Annotated in this window: 9 protein-coding genes; 7 read left to right on the top strand and 2 right to left on the bottom strand. The window is 35.2% G+C overall.

The genetic code is table 11. From position 1 onward, the window contains the following. Positions 1-624: 624 nt before the first annotated feature. Complete coding sequence (locus tag B2V92_RS11755) at positions 625-1,371, bottom strand: hypothetical protein (RefSeq protein ID WP_293308095.1); 747 nt, start codon at positions 1,369-1,371, stop codon at positions 625-627. A 500-nt stretch (positions 1,372-1,871) separates the two neighbouring features. On the opposite strand from B2V92_RS11755, the gene B2V92_RS11750 reads away from it, so the two are divergent. From B2V92_RS11750 to B2V92_RS11725, 6 genes are all read left to right on the top strand, one after another. Then, positions 1,872-3,350 (top strand): DUF262 domain-containing protein, encoded by a 1,479-nt coding sequence (locus B2V92_RS11750; RefSeq protein ID WP_293308093.1) that lies wholly within the window; start codon positions 1,872-1,874, stop codon positions 3,348-3,350. Next, on the top strand, positions 3,343-5,262 hold the full coding sequence (locus tag B2V92_RS11745; protein WP_293308092.1) for a DUF262 domain-containing protein: 1,920 nt from the start codon (positions 3,343-3,345) through the stop codon (positions 5,260-5,262). The genes B2V92_RS11750 and B2V92_RS11745 overlap by 8 nt, the downstream gene beginning before the upstream one ends. 113 nt (positions 5,263-5,375) lie before the next feature. After that, the gene (locus tag B2V92_RS11740) at positions 5,376-6,923 is read left to right on the top strand and encodes a type I restriction-modification system subunit M (RefSeq protein WP_293308090.1); all 1,548 of its coding nucleotides are present in this window, start codon (positions 5,376-5,378) and stop codon (positions 6,921-6,923) included. Beyond that, positions 6,920-8,017, top strand: coding sequence for a restriction endonuclease subunit S (locus B2V92_RS11735; protein WP_293308088.1), 1,098 nt, complete (start codon positions 6,920-6,922; stop codon positions 8,015-8,017). Before B2V92_RS11740 ends, B2V92_RS11735 begins: the two co-directional genes overlap by 4 nt. An 11-nt stretch (positions 8,018-8,028) precedes the next feature. Next, the gene (locus B2V92_RS11730) at positions 8,029-9,270 is read left to right on the top strand and encodes an AAA family ATPase (protein WP_293308086.1); all 1,242 of its coding nucleotides are present in this window, start codon (positions 8,029-8,031) and stop codon (positions 9,268-9,270) included. A gap of 7 nt (positions 9,271-9,277) precedes the next feature. Then, positions 9,278-12,388 (top strand): type I restriction endonuclease subunit R, encoded by a 3,111-nt coding sequence (locus B2V92_RS11725; protein ID WP_293308084.1) that lies wholly within the window; start codon positions 9,278-9,280, stop codon positions 12,386-12,388. Positions 12,389-12,725: 337 nt separating this feature from the next. Here B2V92_RS11725 and B2V92_RS11720 read toward each other — a convergent pair whose 3' ends face one another. After that, entirely contained in the window at positions 12,726-13,133 is a 408-nt protein-coding gene (locus B2V92_RS11720; RefSeq protein WP_293308082.1) for a helix-turn-helix domain-containing protein, read from the bottom strand. 911 nt (positions 13,134-14,044) lie between these two features. On the opposite strand from B2V92_RS11720, the gene B2V92_RS11715 reads away from it, so the two are divergent. Continuing rightward, a complete protein-coding gene (locus B2V92_RS11715) occupies positions 14,045-15,337 on the top strand; it encodes a hypothetical protein (protein WP_293308080.1) in 1,293 nt (430 codons plus the stop codon). Positions 15,338-15,384: the final 47 nt, after the last annotated feature.

The raw sequence follows: 15,384 nt of genomic DNA, 5'->3' as shown, positions 1-15,384 counted from the left end.
TCATGCGAAGTAGGATCTCTTCTCCCTTGCTGTCATCCTGAGTGCAACGAAGGATCTTTAATCCCGGGTGAAACTTGCAGTATGTAGTTCTATAACTGCGGTTAACAACTTTATACTCGTCGTCGATAGATTTATATCCGCAGTTAACAGTTCTATACTTGCAGTTAACAACATTATATCCGCCGTCGATAGGTTTTAGTTTGCGCATGGTAACATTTTTTTCGCCATCGATAACTATGAACTTGCTGTTAACAGTATTAAACTTTCAGTTAACAACATTAAACTATCAGCTCGTAGATTTATAAGTGCAGTTGAAAGTTATAAACTTTCCATCGTTAGTTTTAAACTTGCCGTTGATAACATTATACTTTCCGATGGCAGATCTATTTCGGCAGTTCGCAACTTTATCGGAGGGGTAGGTTACTTTATCTGCGCAGTTGGCAGCTTTAGTTTGCAGTGGCTAACATTAACCGGGCAGGAGGCAGCTTTGTGCAGATGTGTTTTTAATTTGCCAGAAGATTTATCAGTTTACAGTTTTTGCTATAAAAGAAAAACAGCAACCGATTTTTATATCTGTTGCTGTTTTACATTGTGGTTGGGATTGGGATGATTTTTTTCATTGTTCTAAATTTTTACACTTTTAAAGGGGATGCCCGAAATTTGCTTGTACTGGGGTGTACTAATGCCAAAAATAGATTTAGCGTAATTTTTGGCATCCTGCGCCAGGGCAACCAAACCGGTTTCGGCATGGTAAAGCACATTGTTGCGGTTAAGGCGGAGGCCGCTCAACTCGGATGTTTTGGCAATTACATCGCGGTTTTTCTGCAACAAATCATTATACAAAGCAGTAAGCGTGGTTAGTTGCAGGTCTACCTCGTTAGGCGTATAAGTAGGGATGGTACCTAATAGCTTAATCTGCTTATCCAAACTATCGAGCAAACTATCGAAACTCTGTTGCGAGGCCGATACCTGGTTTACAATGGTGCCATCGGCCGCCAGCTTTTCTTTTTCCACGTCGCTAAGTTTTACGGTAGCCCTTTGCCCCTGTAATTTACGGTTGTGGGTAATGGCATTATCGGCCACCTGTTTGGGTACATTGCTTGCTTTTACAGCATTTACAATACGGGTGCTCAATTTTTTGAGTGGCTGAAAAGCCAGATCGCGGGCGGCAACCGCGTTACTGTTTTTAGCAGCCAAATCGTTTACCTGTTGGGTAAGGGCCAGGGCAGCGGCTGCTTTTTCGTTTAAGCTGCTTAACTGGATGTTGGCATTGCTGGGGTTGTACACGGCACCATAACCGGTTAAATAAGAAATAAGGGTTTCGAAATTGGCCACATTTTTGGCATGGCCGGTGTCATTAGTTTTTGACATAAGTTGTTGTTTAAAAAGTAAATAAAATAGATTAATTGCTATTAAGATAGTGTTACTTACTGTACAAAGCATAAAATGTAAAAGAATTTATCACTTGGGATGAGGGAAACCGTAAGGAATGATGGATTGAATTGGGGAGGTTTATATGAATTATAAAATAAAACCAAAAATTATGGCTAGTTACAGATTAAATTTGAACCAACAGACAAATGGCGATTATGAGGTGCACAAGGATGATTGCAGGTATTATCCTTCGCAGAATTATGATGAGTTAGGCTCATTTAGTTCTTGTGTACCAGCAGTAGCCGAGGCGAAAAGGAAACATGCTTTCAAAAGAATCAATGGTTGTTATTGGTGCTCGAACGCATGCCATACAACTTAATTGTATTGGTAGGTAAATGGTTAAGCCTCGTTATGAGGCTTTAACCATTTTTTAATGGTTAAAATATTTTTTTAGCTGTATATTGGTTTCCAATTAGAAATTAAACGCTCAAATCTACATGCCTAATCCCACGCTCGAAGAACAACCGTGTTCTAACTTTTATGGCGGAATCAATTCAAATGTACCTTTGTTTGATGTTTCGAAAACAGATTTTGAAACTCATGATCAGGATAATGCGACGAAAAAGATAGAACCGCAAGTTATACCGATACAACAGTTGTTATTCGATGAACAACTAAGAATTCCGAATTACCAAAGGCCTTACAAATGGTCGTTGAAAAACGTAAACGACCTCTTAAATGATATCCTATTGTTTAAAGAGAAGCCTGCTTATCGTTTGGGTACCATCGTATACCATCAAAACTATTCAGTACATGAAAATAAAACCGTTAACGATATTGTTGATGGGCAGCAAAGAACGATTACGCTGTTGTTAATCGCTTTAGCCATACAGAATAACATTACATTACAACAAAAATTAAAAAGTGCCAATGTTGATGTTAAACGGATAGAATTAACAGATAAATTAAAATTTACCAATAATTTAAGCAAGCATAACATAAGGGAAAACTATCGGGAAATAGTACGGAGGATAGTTGATTTTGATGCTAAGACTGTTGAGTTTTTTTACAAGAAATGCGAAGTGGTAAAAGTTGTTCTGAATGATATATCAGAAGCGTTCCAGTTTTTTGATTCGCAGAATGCCAGAGGTGTTGATTTAAACCCTCATGATCTGCTTAAAGCATTCCATTTACGTGAAATGATGGATAATACAAGCGAAGCAGAACGGATTAAAATTGTTGAAAGTTGGGAAAACATGGAGCTAACAAAGTTGAAAAATACTTTTGCCAACTTTTTGTTTAGGATTAGAAACTGGGCAAATGGCAACACTGCAAGGCGGTTTACCAAAGCCGATATTTCAATTTTTAAAGGTATTAGTCCTAATATAAAAGAACCATATCCTTTTGCAAGCATATACCGTATAAGCCATTTTTATATAGAAGGATATAATAATGATTTTAACAGAAACATTGATCAAAAACATTTAAGTTATCCTTATCAATTAGATCAGGTGGTGATTAATGGCAAGCGTTTTTTCGAAATGATTACCCATTACGCTGATGCGATAAAAAACTTAAAAGTTCCCATCGAAAAGGAAGGAATAGCAAAAGATATTTTGAAAGTTTTGGATAATTACGATGGGATGCATAGAACTGGAGATAAATACGTACGTAATTTATTTAACTGTGCCTTAATGTACTATATAGATAAGTTTGGACTGGTAGAAATTGAAAGGGCGATTGAGCGTATTTTTATTTGGGCGTATACAGTAAGATTAACACAACATGCGGTACAGTTGGCTACAGTAGATAATTATGCCCTACAGGAGCCCCAGGTTTTTAAAACCATTAAAAACGCACTACAGCCCAATGAGTTTTTAAACCTAAAACTTAAGGGATTAAAAGATACAGTTGAATCGGCAAAAACTGAAAAAATTAAAAATCTATTTAAACAGCTCAATTACATTTATGAGTAATATACCATCATTTTCGATTAAAGAACTGTTTGAAAACAGCGATAATTATGTAATTCCAATCTATCAACGTAATTATACCTGGGGGCAGGGTGAGATTAGGCAATTGATACAGGATATTTTTGATTTTGCTGATTATAAACCAAACCAACCTTATTACATAGGTTCGTTAATTATTTATGAGCGGAAGATAGAGAACAAGATTACTTACGAAACTATTGATGGACAGCAACGTTTAACTACTCTTAGCATATTGCTAAATGCCCTACACCATACTTATAAGGAGAAATTAACCAACTGTATTCCGCTAAATCTTAAGCTTAGTTTCGACAGCAGAAGAAAATCGACAGCTAGCCTTGAAGCAATTGAAAAAGGTACTATTGATTTGGATAGTGGGGAAGAGTATAATGTATACATTAAACAACGTTATGCTGATGCTGTAAAAATATTAAAGGATCTACTGAAGACCGACCAACAACTAAAAATTTTTTACAATTATTTAGTTGAAAAAGTATGTCTTGTTAGGGTGCCGGTACCACCTGAAACCGATTTGAACCATTATTTCGAAATAATGAATAATAGGGGGGAACAGTTAGAAAAGCATGAGGTATTAAAGGCAAATTTATTGGATATACTAAAAAATGATCGGGATTTAAGCTATACATTTAATCAGATTTGGGAAGCCTGCGCTGATATGGAACGCTACGTACAGTACGGTTTTTCGCCGAAACAGCGCAATGCCATTTTTACCGAAAACTGGAATAAACTGAGTTGTTTAAACCTTGATGAAATTACTGCTAAAATAAAAGCAGTAAACGATGTTGATACCAAAGAAAAACAAAACAGGGCACTCAACGTAGAAAATGAATTAAGTATAAATGAAATTGTTGCATTTACCGGCAAATTTGAACTAAATCAAAACGAAGCTGAGGAAGCACCAGAGCGATTTAGCTCCGTAATTAATTTCTCTAATTTTTTATTACATGTACTGAGAGTTCAGACACAGAAAAACATCAGTTTGGATGATAAGCGTTTGAAAGACTTTTTTGATGCAGAGCTTAAGGATCGAAACGCAGAAGAACGTATCAGTTTTGTAAAAGATTTTGGTTTTAACCTACTAAAGGCAAAGCACTTATTTGATCAATACATCATTAAACGGGAGTTTTTTAAAGAGAAGGATCAATGGAGTTTAAAAACATTAAAGGTGTATGATAAAAATAGGATAGGCTATGTAAACACCTTTGATCAGGAAGAAAATAATGATACACTGAATAAGGAAATACTGATGCTGTTAGCGATGTTCCATGTATCAACCCCAACATTGGTTTACAAACATTGGTTAAATGCAGCACTTAACTATCTTTTTAACGAGCAAGATATTAACCCTGAAAAATATAGGACCTATTTACAGTATTTAGCTCAAGCATATTTGTTCGATAGGTTTGTTGCTGAAAAGCCAACTGATTATTTTGATATTATTTATACCAATAAAGGAGTTTCTTTGAACAAAGTTATTGGGAATTACAATTTAAGCTTATTAGATAGGGGTACAGCGGTAGAAAACTTTGTATTTAACTACCTGGACTATATTCTTTGGAAAGAAAAGAGTGAAAAGTTTAATGATTTTGAATTTACTTTTAGAAGTTCGGTAGAACATTATTACCCACAAAACCCTATTTCAAAAGAGCATAAAATAAAACCAGAGGTATTTGATTTATTTGGCAACCTCTGTTTAATTAGCAGTAGTAAAAATTCGAGATTAAGTAATTATATGCCACAAGCTAAAAAAGATCATTATCATAATGTTGGTGCCGATAGTTTGAAACAGGTTTTAATGATGAAAGAAATAGATTGGGCTGAGGAGCAGATTAGTGAGCATGGAGAGCTGATGAAGACAAGGTTGATAACTTTTTAGGCTAATAGTCATAGTGATATCGTTTTCGATTTATTTGGCTAAGTAATGATTTATTTAAATTCATATCTTGCAGCTTTATACTATAAATAATAGCTATTAAAACGGAAATACAGATGACAAGTACAGCCCAAAGAGCCGAGTTACAGGCAAAAATATGGAAGATAGCCAACGAGGTACGTGGCGCAGTAGACGGATGGGATTTTAAACAATTTGTACTAGGCGCTCTTTTTTATCGTTTTATCAGCGAAAATTTCACTAACTACATAGAGGGTGGTGATGAAAGTGTGGACTATGCTAATTTTAAAGATGGAGACATACCGGAAGAGGTAAAAATAGATGCAGTAAAAACCAAAGGATATTTTATTTACCCGACACAGCTATTTGTTAATGTAGTAAAAACAGCAAATACAAATAAAAACTTAAACACGGACTTAAAGGCCCTTTTTAACGACATTGAAAGTTCTGCTATGGGATATCCTTCTGAACAAGATATTAAGGGGTTATTTGCTGACTTTGATACCACCAGTACGCGTTTGGGCAATACAGTAGAAGACAAAAACAAACGTTTAGCTGCTGTATTAAAAGGTGTAGCAGAGTTGAATTTCGGAAATTTTGAAGAAAATCAAATTGACTTATTTGGAGATGCCTATGAATTTTTGATTAATAACTATGCTGCTAATGCAGGAAAATCTGGCGGTGAGTTCTTTACACCACAAAACGTATCTAAACTCATTGCCCAGTTGGCAATGCACAAGCAAGAAAAGGTAAATAAAATATATGATCCTGCTGCTGGCTCAGGTTCATTGTTGCTACAAGCTAAAAAACATTTCGATAATCATATTATTGAAGATGGTTTCTTTGGGCAAGAAATTAATCATACTACCTACAACTTGGCGCGTATGAATATGTTTTTGCACAACATCAATTATGATAAGTTTGATATAGCATTGGGGAATACACTCGAAGATCCACAGTTTGGCGATACCAAACCATTTGATGCCATTGTTTCTAATCCGCCTTATTCAGTCAATTGGGTAGGTGCTGATGACCCTACACTAATAAATGACCCACGTTTTGCTCCTGCCGGCGTACTAGCGCCGAAATCTAAAGCAGATTTTGCTTTTGTACTACATGCGCTCAACTACTTATCAAGTAAGGGGAGAGCCGCTATTGTTTGTTTTCCAGGTATATTCTACCGTGGTGGTGCGGAACAAAAAATCAGAAAATATCTGGTAGACAACAATTTTATAGAAACAATAATTTCTTTACCATCAAACTTATTTTATGGTACATCTATCTCCGTAAATATTTTGGTATTAGCAAAAAATAAAACCAATACCAATACGCAGTTTATAGATGCCACCGGCGAAGAATTCTTTAGAAAAATATCCAATAACAATGTGCTAGAAGACAGCCATATTGATAAGATTATGGGCATCTTTGATAGCAAAGAAGATATAGCCCACACCGCTGTCAGTAAAGATAATAATGAAATAGCTACTAATGACTATAATCTATCAGTAAGCTCATATGTGGATGCAAAAGACAATCGCGAAAAAATTGATATAGCGGTACTCAATGCGGAAATAGCACAAACAGTTGAAAAGATTACGAAATTGCGTGCTTCTATTGACAGCATAATAAAGGAGATAGATGCATGAGTTATTTTAAAAAACTATTACAAGGTGTTGATGTAAAATGGACTTCTTTAGGAGACGAAAATTTTATTGAAATAGCAAATCGAGGAAGGAAGCCAGTTGAATCTTCATTGCGATTAGCTGGAGAAATACCATATTATGGTGCTAATAACATTCAGGATTATGTGGAGGGATATACACATAGTGGTGAATTTGTTCTTATTGCAGAAGATGGTACTACAAGTATTGAAAATTACTCCATTCAATATGCTAATGGGAAATTTTGGGCTAATAATCATGTTCATGTAATTAAAGGAAAAGATGAATTAAGCACAAGATTTTTGTTTCATTATCTACGAATTGTAAATTTTATTCCATTTTTATCAGGAAGAATTAGAGCTAAATTAACAAAAGGCAAATTGATTGAAATACAAATCCCTATCCTACCACTCGAAATCCAAAAAGAGATTGTCAATATATTAGATAGTTTTACTGAACTTACAACGGAACTTAAAGCGGAACTTAAAGCTCGTAAAAAGCAATATGCATTTTATCGGAAAGAACTGCTAACTTTCGGTGAGGAGATAGAATGGAAGGCTTTGGGTGAAATTGCTTTGATAGGAACCGGTAGTCATGATACCCAAGATGCAGTTGATTACGGGAATTACACATTTTATGCAAGGGGGATCACCCCATTGAAACTCAATTCCTATGATTTTGATGAAACAGCAATTATTACAGCTGGTGATGGTGTTGGAGTAGGTAAAGTTTTTCATTGGGCTGTAGGTAAATATGCACTTCACCAAAGAGCCTACAGAATTGTTCCAAATGCTGATGTTTCTTCTCGTTATATTTACCATTATATGGTAGCTAACTTTTATAGTTATATCCAAAAAACTTCAGTTCATTCTTCAGTTACATCTTTAAGAAAGCCAATGTTTTTAAAATTTCCAATCCCAGTTCCTCCAATAGAGGAGCAAAAACGTATTGTTGGCATTTTAGATCAATTTGATATTTTGACCAATTCTTTAAGTGGAGGTATACCGAGAGAGATTGAGTTGAGACAAAAGCAGTACGAGTATTATAGAAACCTATTACTAACCTTTCCTAAAGATTAGATAAGCAGAATATGGGGCACACATTAACCGAAATAGCACAAACATTAAGAAATGCAACGCATACAAATAATGCTAGGCTTGCAAGTACTGTAGATGTAAAAGTTCAACTTATTTATGCTTTTAATGGAACAGGTAAAACCCGGCTTTCTCGCGAGTTTAAAAAAATAATAACATCAGTAGAATTGCCATTAGGAGGCGCTGAGACAGTTGAAAATGCCAATCTAAATGATCCTATAAGTAATGAGGATGGAGTGTTAGATGATAATGTAAGTGTTTTAAATCAAGAGGAAGTAGTGATTGATTATGAAGATGAGGAAATTAAAGTATTATATTATAATGCCTTTACCGAAGATTTGTTTTATTGGGATAATAGTACAAATGAGCCTACTTTAAAAATTCAACCTAATACTTTTACAAATTGGGTACTTTCCGAAGAAGGTCAAGATCAAAATATTACATCAATTTTTCAGCATTATACCAATGATAAGTTGACTCCTCATTTTAACGAAAGTTTCTCAGAAATAAAATTTACGTTTGAACGAGGAAATGAAGAATCTTCTGAAACTGTGAAAATTTCTAAGGGAGAAGAGAGCTGTTTTATTTGGAGCGTATTTTGCAATTTGTTGGATCAAGTGATAGATGTTTTAAATATTGCTGAGTCAGATGAACGTAGCACAAATAAATTTGATAATTTAGAATATGTTTTTATTGATGACCCTGTAAGTTCATTAGATGAAAATCATTTAATAGAATTAGCAGTTCACTTAGCTAAATTAATAAAATCGAACGAATCCGGTGTTAAGTTTATTATTACTACGCACAATCCTTTATTTTATAATGTTTTGCATAATGAATTGAAGGATGGAAGGTACAAAAAGTATATTTTAAGCAAATTAGATGATGGGACATATCAGATGTCTAATCAATCTAATGATTCACCTTTTTCATATCATTTATTACTAAAAAAAGAAATTGAAAACGCTATTATCTCTGGTCAAATCAGCAAATATCATTTCAATTTCTTAAGAAATATTTTAGAAAAAACTGCTACTTTTTTAGGACGTACTAATTGGGGTGACTTATTGCCTGAAAGAACAGAAGGAGAAAGGGATTTATATTTATCACGTATTATCAATATTTCTAGTCACTCTAAACATTCTAGTGAAGAGATATATGAATTGACAGATGATCATAAAAGGATTCTTGAGTATATTATGAGAGAAACAGAGGTTTTTGGATATTTTAGAAATTAGATAAATAATGCCGCAATTTAATACTATAGCCGAATCAAACAATTTTATTGTTTTAGATAAATACGATAGATACAGCACAATACATGAAGCACCCGTGAATTACCAAACGGAGGCTGCTTTGGAGCGTGAGTTTGTGCAAGATTTAATCAACCAAGGTTATGAAAATCCGGCGGATATCAAAACCTTCGAAACAATGTTTGCCAATGCGAGAATTCAGCTACAGACGTTGAATAATACATTATTTACAGATCAGGAATGGAAACGCTTTGTAGACGAATATTTGGATAAACCGAGTGATAATTTGGTAGAGAAAACAAGAAAAATACAAGATAATCACATCTACGATTTTGTATTTGATGATGGGCATATTCAAAACATTTACCTAGTAGATAAAAAGAATATTGCCCGCAATAAAGTACAGGTAATTTCGCAAATAGAACAAAAAGGTAAGCACAGAAACAGATATGATGTAACCATATTGGTAAACGGTTTACCCCTGGTACAAGTGGAGCTCAAAAAACGTGGTGTGGCTATACGCGAAGCTTTTAATCAAGTACATCGCTATACCAAAGAAAGTTTGAATACAGAAAATTCTTTGTACAAATTTGTGCAGCTTTTTGTGATTTCTAATGGAACCGATACCCGATACTTTGCCAATACCGTAGAGCGTAACAAGAACAGTTTCGACTTTACGATGAATTGGGCAAAGGCGGATAATTCATTGATAAAAGATCTAAAAGATTTTACAGCTACCTTTTTTCAAAAAGATACGTTATTAAATATTATTTTAACCTATTCGGTATTTGATATAAAGAATACTTTGCTAACCATGCGTCCATATCAGATTGCTGCAACAGAAAGAATTTTGTGGAAAATAAAAAGCTCGTATGAAGCCAGAAATTGGTCAAAGCCAGAAAGTGGTGGTTATATATGGCATACTACGGGTTCGGGTAAAACATTAACCAGTTTTAAAGTTGCTCGTTTGGCCACACAACTTGATTTTATAGATAAAGTCTTTTTTGTTGTTGATCGTAAAGATTTGGACTTTCAAACCATGAAAGAATACCGAAAATTTTCGCCAGATAGCGTAAATGGTTCCGAGAGTACAGTTGGACTAAAACGTAACATCGGCAAGGACGACAACAAGATTATCGTAACTACGATTCAGAAGTTAAACAACCTGATGAAGACAGAAGTTGATCTAGATATTTACCATAAACAAGTGGTATTCATCTTTGATGAAGCTCATCGTTCGCAGTTTGGTGAGGCTCAAAAAAATCTAAAGAAAAAATTTAAGAAATTCTGTCAATTTGGCTTTACGGGCACACCCATATTTGCAGGGATAAATGCTCTAGGAGCTGACAGTACAAAAAGTGTATTTGGCGCAGAACTGCATTCTTATGTGATTACCGATGCCATACGTGACGAAAAAGTATTGAAGTTTAAAGTGGATTATAACGATGTAAGACCAAAATTTAAAAGAATAGAGAATGAAATAGATGAACAAAAACTGAGTGCAGCAGAATCTAAAAAAGCTTTTTTACATCCGATACGCATAAACGAAATTTCAAAATATATATTACAAAATTTTAGAGTTAAAACGCATCGAACTTTGGGTAGCAACAGTGGCTTTAATGCGATGTTTGCAGTAAGTAGTGTGGATGCTGCTAAGAGTTATTACGAGGAATTAAAGCATTTACAAGAGGGAAGTGACAAATCTCTTAAAATTGCTACTATATTTTCTTTTGCTGCGAATGAAGAACAAAACGCTGTTGGTGAAATTGTAGATGAAACATTCGAGCCTTCTGCACTAGATAGCAGTGCAAAAGAGTTTTTAACTAAAGTTATTAACGACTATAATAAGATGTTTGGAACAAGTTATGGCGTAGAGAGCAAGGAATTTCAAAATTATTATCGTGATCTTTCGGAAAAGGTAAAAAATAAAGAGATAGATTTATTAATCGTAGTCGGTATGTTCCTTACTGGTTTTGATGCTCCTACTTTAAATACGCTGTTTGTAGATAAGAATTTACGTTATCATGGATTAATACAAGCGTATTCGCGTACCAATCGAATTTATGATTCTACCAAAACATTCGGCAATATTGTTACATTCAGAAATCTAGAGCAAGCAACTATTGATGCAATTACCTTATTTGGAGACAAGAATACTAAGAATGTAGTATTAGAAAAAAGCTATAAAGAATATTTAGAAGGTTTTACAGATATTATTACAGGTGATGCACGTAGAGGTTATATAGAAATAGTTCAAGATTTAAATAATAAATTTCCTGATCCGGACGAAATTATAACAGAGAAAGGTAAAAAAGACTTCGTTAAGCTTTTTGGTGAATATTTACGCGTAGAAAATATCTTGCAGAATTACGATGAGTTTACCTATCTAAAAGCACTACAAACAATTGATGTAAATGATACAGATGCTTTTGAGGCATTTAAAGCGAAGTATTTCTTAACGGACGAAGAAATCGCAATTATGCAAAATATTTTGGTATTACCCGAAAGAGTTGTGCAAGATTATAGATCAACCTATAATGATATTCGAGATTGGTTTAGACGTGAGAAAAGTGGTAAAGAAGCTGAGGTATCTAATTTAGATTGGGATGATGTTGTTTTCGAAGTTGATCTATTAAAATCACAAGAGATCAATCTAGACTATATCATTGAATTGATATTCGAACGGAATAAAAAAACGAAAGATAAAGTGATTTTAGTAGAAGAAATTCGTCGTGTAATTCGTTCAAGTATTGGCAATAGAGCTAAAGAGAGTCTAATCGTAGATTATATTAATGAAACAGATTTAGATGCCATTCAAGAAAAGGCAAATATTATTGACTCGTTCTTCCAGTATGCACAACAAAAGCAAAAAGAAGAAGTTACCGAACTCATCACAGATGAAAATTTAAATGAAGAAGCAACAAAAAGATATATGACTGCATCATTAAAACGTGAATTTGCAAGTGATAATGGTATGGAATTGAATGCTATCCTACCAAAAATGAGTGCTCTAAATCCACAATATTTAACTAAGAAACAAAGTGTTTTTCAAAGAATTAGTGACTTTGTAGAAAAATTTAAAGGAGTTGGGGGGCAATTATAACTTTGGGTAAGTGTAAAAATAAATCATGATTTTGGTTAAACAAGCTTTATAACAATTGTCTATCTCAAGTATAATTTATTAGTTAACTACAATAAACTTCATAATCATCTATTGCATTATCCATAATATTTGATGGAACATTATACCTAGCAGCCACCGCTCTAACAACTTTTCTCCAATAATAGGCTGTACATCGCTTATTATTAATTCTGATCCTAATATTACTTAAACCAAGTGCTATTTTAGCTTTTGCAACAATACACGGAGATAATTGAACGCCGTTATGTATAAATGGCATATTATTATAATTAGACAAAGAATTGGTATATCTATTTTTCTATTTATTCTTCAATATTTCCACTTTCTCTCTTTCACTAGCCAATAACCTTTCATAAAGTTCTTTATTGGCCTCTAATGCTTCCATTAATTTGTCTAAAGGATTAAAATTGCAATTAAAAGCATTATATGCTCCATTGTTGAAGCTATTGTCATTAAAAGTATTGAAATAATTTACCACTGCATCATCTGAAAATTGGAGTATTGCCTCTTTCGTTACTCCCAAAACCTTCGCTACTTTTTCTAAAGTGCTATCCTCAATTTCTTCGCTCTGCTCTAATTTGCTAATGGCCTGCTGGCTAATACCCAGTTCGGTAGCCAGGGCTTCCTGTTTCATGCCACGCAGTTCGCGTATGCGGCTAATTTTACGGCCAAGGTGCATGCGGTTAGGTTTTGATGAGGTTTCCATAGCCAAATATATCTAATTTTTTTGTGGGGTAAGAAACAACTGTAACATTGTTTTAAACAATTGGCTGTGGTTTGGTACCCGGTTTTTGTGTTCGAAATTGGTGGTGTTGAGGATGAAGATAGGAAACGATGGTGATTAATCAAAATAGGTTTATTACTGATGAAGGTAATACGAAAGAGGATTTATTGGTATAGGAGTTTTTTTACCGCTCTATGCCGCGGGGGCATGGTACTTTGCTGCGCCAAAGTACCCAAAGCGCTTTGTTAATCCGGCAATGGACCTTTTCGCACAAGGCCACTACACATCAAAAAAACAGCGGCACTTTGTTTTGTGTCGGTTTGTGCTTAATGGGTGATTGTGCAGATTCGAGACACAAAACCACTGCGTTTGAGGTTTGGAGGTGCTATTTGTTCTGTTGTGCATCTGTTTTTTTGATTTCGCCGGTCCTTGGGATTAACGGCGTGCTTCGGTAAGGCTTGTGGGGTTTTGAAAGTGAGTTAGCATGATGCCCAGATAGGAAGAGCCCTGAAAGCAATTTGTTCTGCAGGTGCACCTATTTTTTTTGATTTCCCTGTCCCGAACATTCGGGAGGATTGACGGGCGTTCTTCGGTAAAACCTGTTTGTTGTTCAAAGCAAGTTAGCGTAGTGCCTTAAAAAAATGTGCCTCCATGATAGGATTGCTATCGGGAAACGGCGTAATCGGTAAGGCTTGTGGGGGTTTTGAAAGGGAGTTAGCATGGTGCCTAGAAATATACTTCGGGGGGCAGTGGGGGTTTGAATGGCGCTTAGAAGTGAATTGTGATATAAGGCTTAAATGCCCTTATATGCCTTATATGGTGCAACATTCGCGTGGCTTTATGCTTAGCGGTACAATGATCTGATAATATAAACCAATAGAAAGGAGAAAGAGATGATAACTGAACTAAAAACAATTGGGGGGAAACCGCTTTCGCGTTTTTATAAACTGCCTTTTGCAAAGGGGAGCAGGATATTAACCTTACAGGTGTTAGAAATGCATACTGCGTTTAGAGTGCGTAAAAACCCTAACCTGCTGGCAATGGCATCGCTTTCGTTTAATGTTGGCATGTTAACCATAAGTGTGAAGTTGGATAAAGAGGAGCCTGCAAAGGTTTACCTTTTTGTAGCATACGATTGTTTACTGGTGAGCTGTAGTATAGATACGGACGAAACCTATTTAAGCTATTGCGCTTACCGTGCCTTGCGTGCCATGATGTGGAATGGATGCCACGATTTTGATGAGTATTACTGGCCCGAATGTTTTAATGTGGATACAGAGCAATCGGAATATATAGCGGTTATTAATAGTGGTAACAGGTTAAAGGTTGCCTTAAAGGAAAAGTTTAAGGGTTTTTACAAGCCTGATGATTACTTTCCGGAGGTTGTTGAAAGGGTGGTTGTACCACGTGCTGCGGTAGTTGGTAAACAGCTTATAACCAATGTAGATTCGGTTGGTATTGGATATTGTTTTGCCAATACCGATTTGGTAAAATTCCACACCAACCATTATCCTTTTCTGGTTCCGTACCTATTTACGCTCAATAATGATGGGAAAAGGTTTAAACAGTATAATGGTTTCGTGTTTAATGCACACGATATTGGGGGTATAAATTTATCGCCACAACAACTAATGTTAAATGATATCTGCTTCGCGATGAAAAAGATAGCGCTGATACATCGCAACAAACATGATGATTTACCGGAAACCCTGCTTGAAATTAATTTGTTTAATAATGCTAATGAACTGGAGCTTTTTTATTTATGGAACAGGGCTTTACCGCTGCTGGTGCAGCAACCTTTTACACATTACCTATACAGCTTTGGCATGAGGAATATTGCAGGCAAGCCGATGAAGAAGAATATGGAACCACTGGCTTTTTCGTTAACTGTACCTGTTTTAAGCTTCGTGTTAACTGATAAGGGTAATTATTACGAGTTTTTGCTCAGGCTAAAGGTAAATGGTAAAGTTTTGCAGTTAAGTAAGAGTGATGTGGCTTTGTTTATGGTACGCGATAAGGCTAAACCTAACTTATGGTATTTGCTGGGTGCTGAAATGGATTATAGGTTAATGTGTTTTTTTAGCAGGGTAAATTTTAGGATGCAGGTACCGAAAGGGTATTATAAGGCGTTTTTTGAGCGGTATGTTGAAGGGTTAGAGCGGTTTTATGAGGTTAGGCGCATGTAATGGCTGTATTGTTTTTTTCAATGACTCCGTCATTTCGACCGTAGTGG

The sequence above is a fragment of the Pedobacter sp. UBA5917 genome, assembly GCF_002432345.1.
In the GTDB taxonomy this organism is placed as follows: Bacteria; Bacteroidota; Bacteroidia; order Sphingobacteriales; family Sphingobacteriaceae; genus Pedobacter.
This window is presented reverse-complemented; position numbering and strand designations above follow the sequence as displayed.

What these genes read in the sequence shown, in the direction of transcription:
- B2V92_RS11755 (WP_293308095.1), bottom strand. Translation starts at nt 1,371, where the DNA reads ATGTCAAAAACTAATGACACCGGCCATGCCAAAAATGTGGCCAATTTC.
- B2V92_RS11735 (WP_293308088.1), top strand. Translation starts at nt 6,920, where the DNA reads ATGAGTTATTTTAAAAAACTATTACAAGGTGTTGATGTAAAATGGACT.
- B2V92_RS11730 (WP_293308086.1), top strand. Translation starts at nt 8,029, where the DNA reads ATGGGGCACACATTAACCGAAATAGCACAAACATTAAGAAATGCAACG.
- B2V92_RS11715 (WP_293308080.1), top strand. Translation starts at nt 14,045, where the DNA reads ATGATAACTGAACTAAAAACAATTGGGGGGAAACCGCTTTCGCGTTTT.
- B2V92_RS11745 (WP_293308092.1), top strand. Translation starts at nt 3,343, where the DNA reads ATGAGTAATATACCATCATTTTCGATTAAAGAACTGTTTGAAAACAGC.
- B2V92_RS11725 (WP_293308084.1), top strand. Translation starts at nt 9,278, where the DNA reads ATGCCGCAATTTAATACTATAGCCGAATCAAACAATTTTATTGTTTTA.
- B2V92_RS11740 (WP_293308090.1), top strand. Translation starts at nt 5,376, where the DNA reads ATGACAAGTACAGCCCAAAGAGCCGAGTTACAGGCAAAAATATGGAAG.
- B2V92_RS11720 (WP_293308082.1), bottom strand. Translation starts at nt 13,133, where the DNA reads ATGGAAACCTCATCAAAACCTAACCGCATGCACCTTGGCCGTAAAATT.
- B2V92_RS11750 (WP_293308093.1), top strand. Translation starts at nt 1,872, where the DNA reads ATGCCTAATCCCACGCTCGAAGAACAACCGTGTTCTAACTTTTATGGC.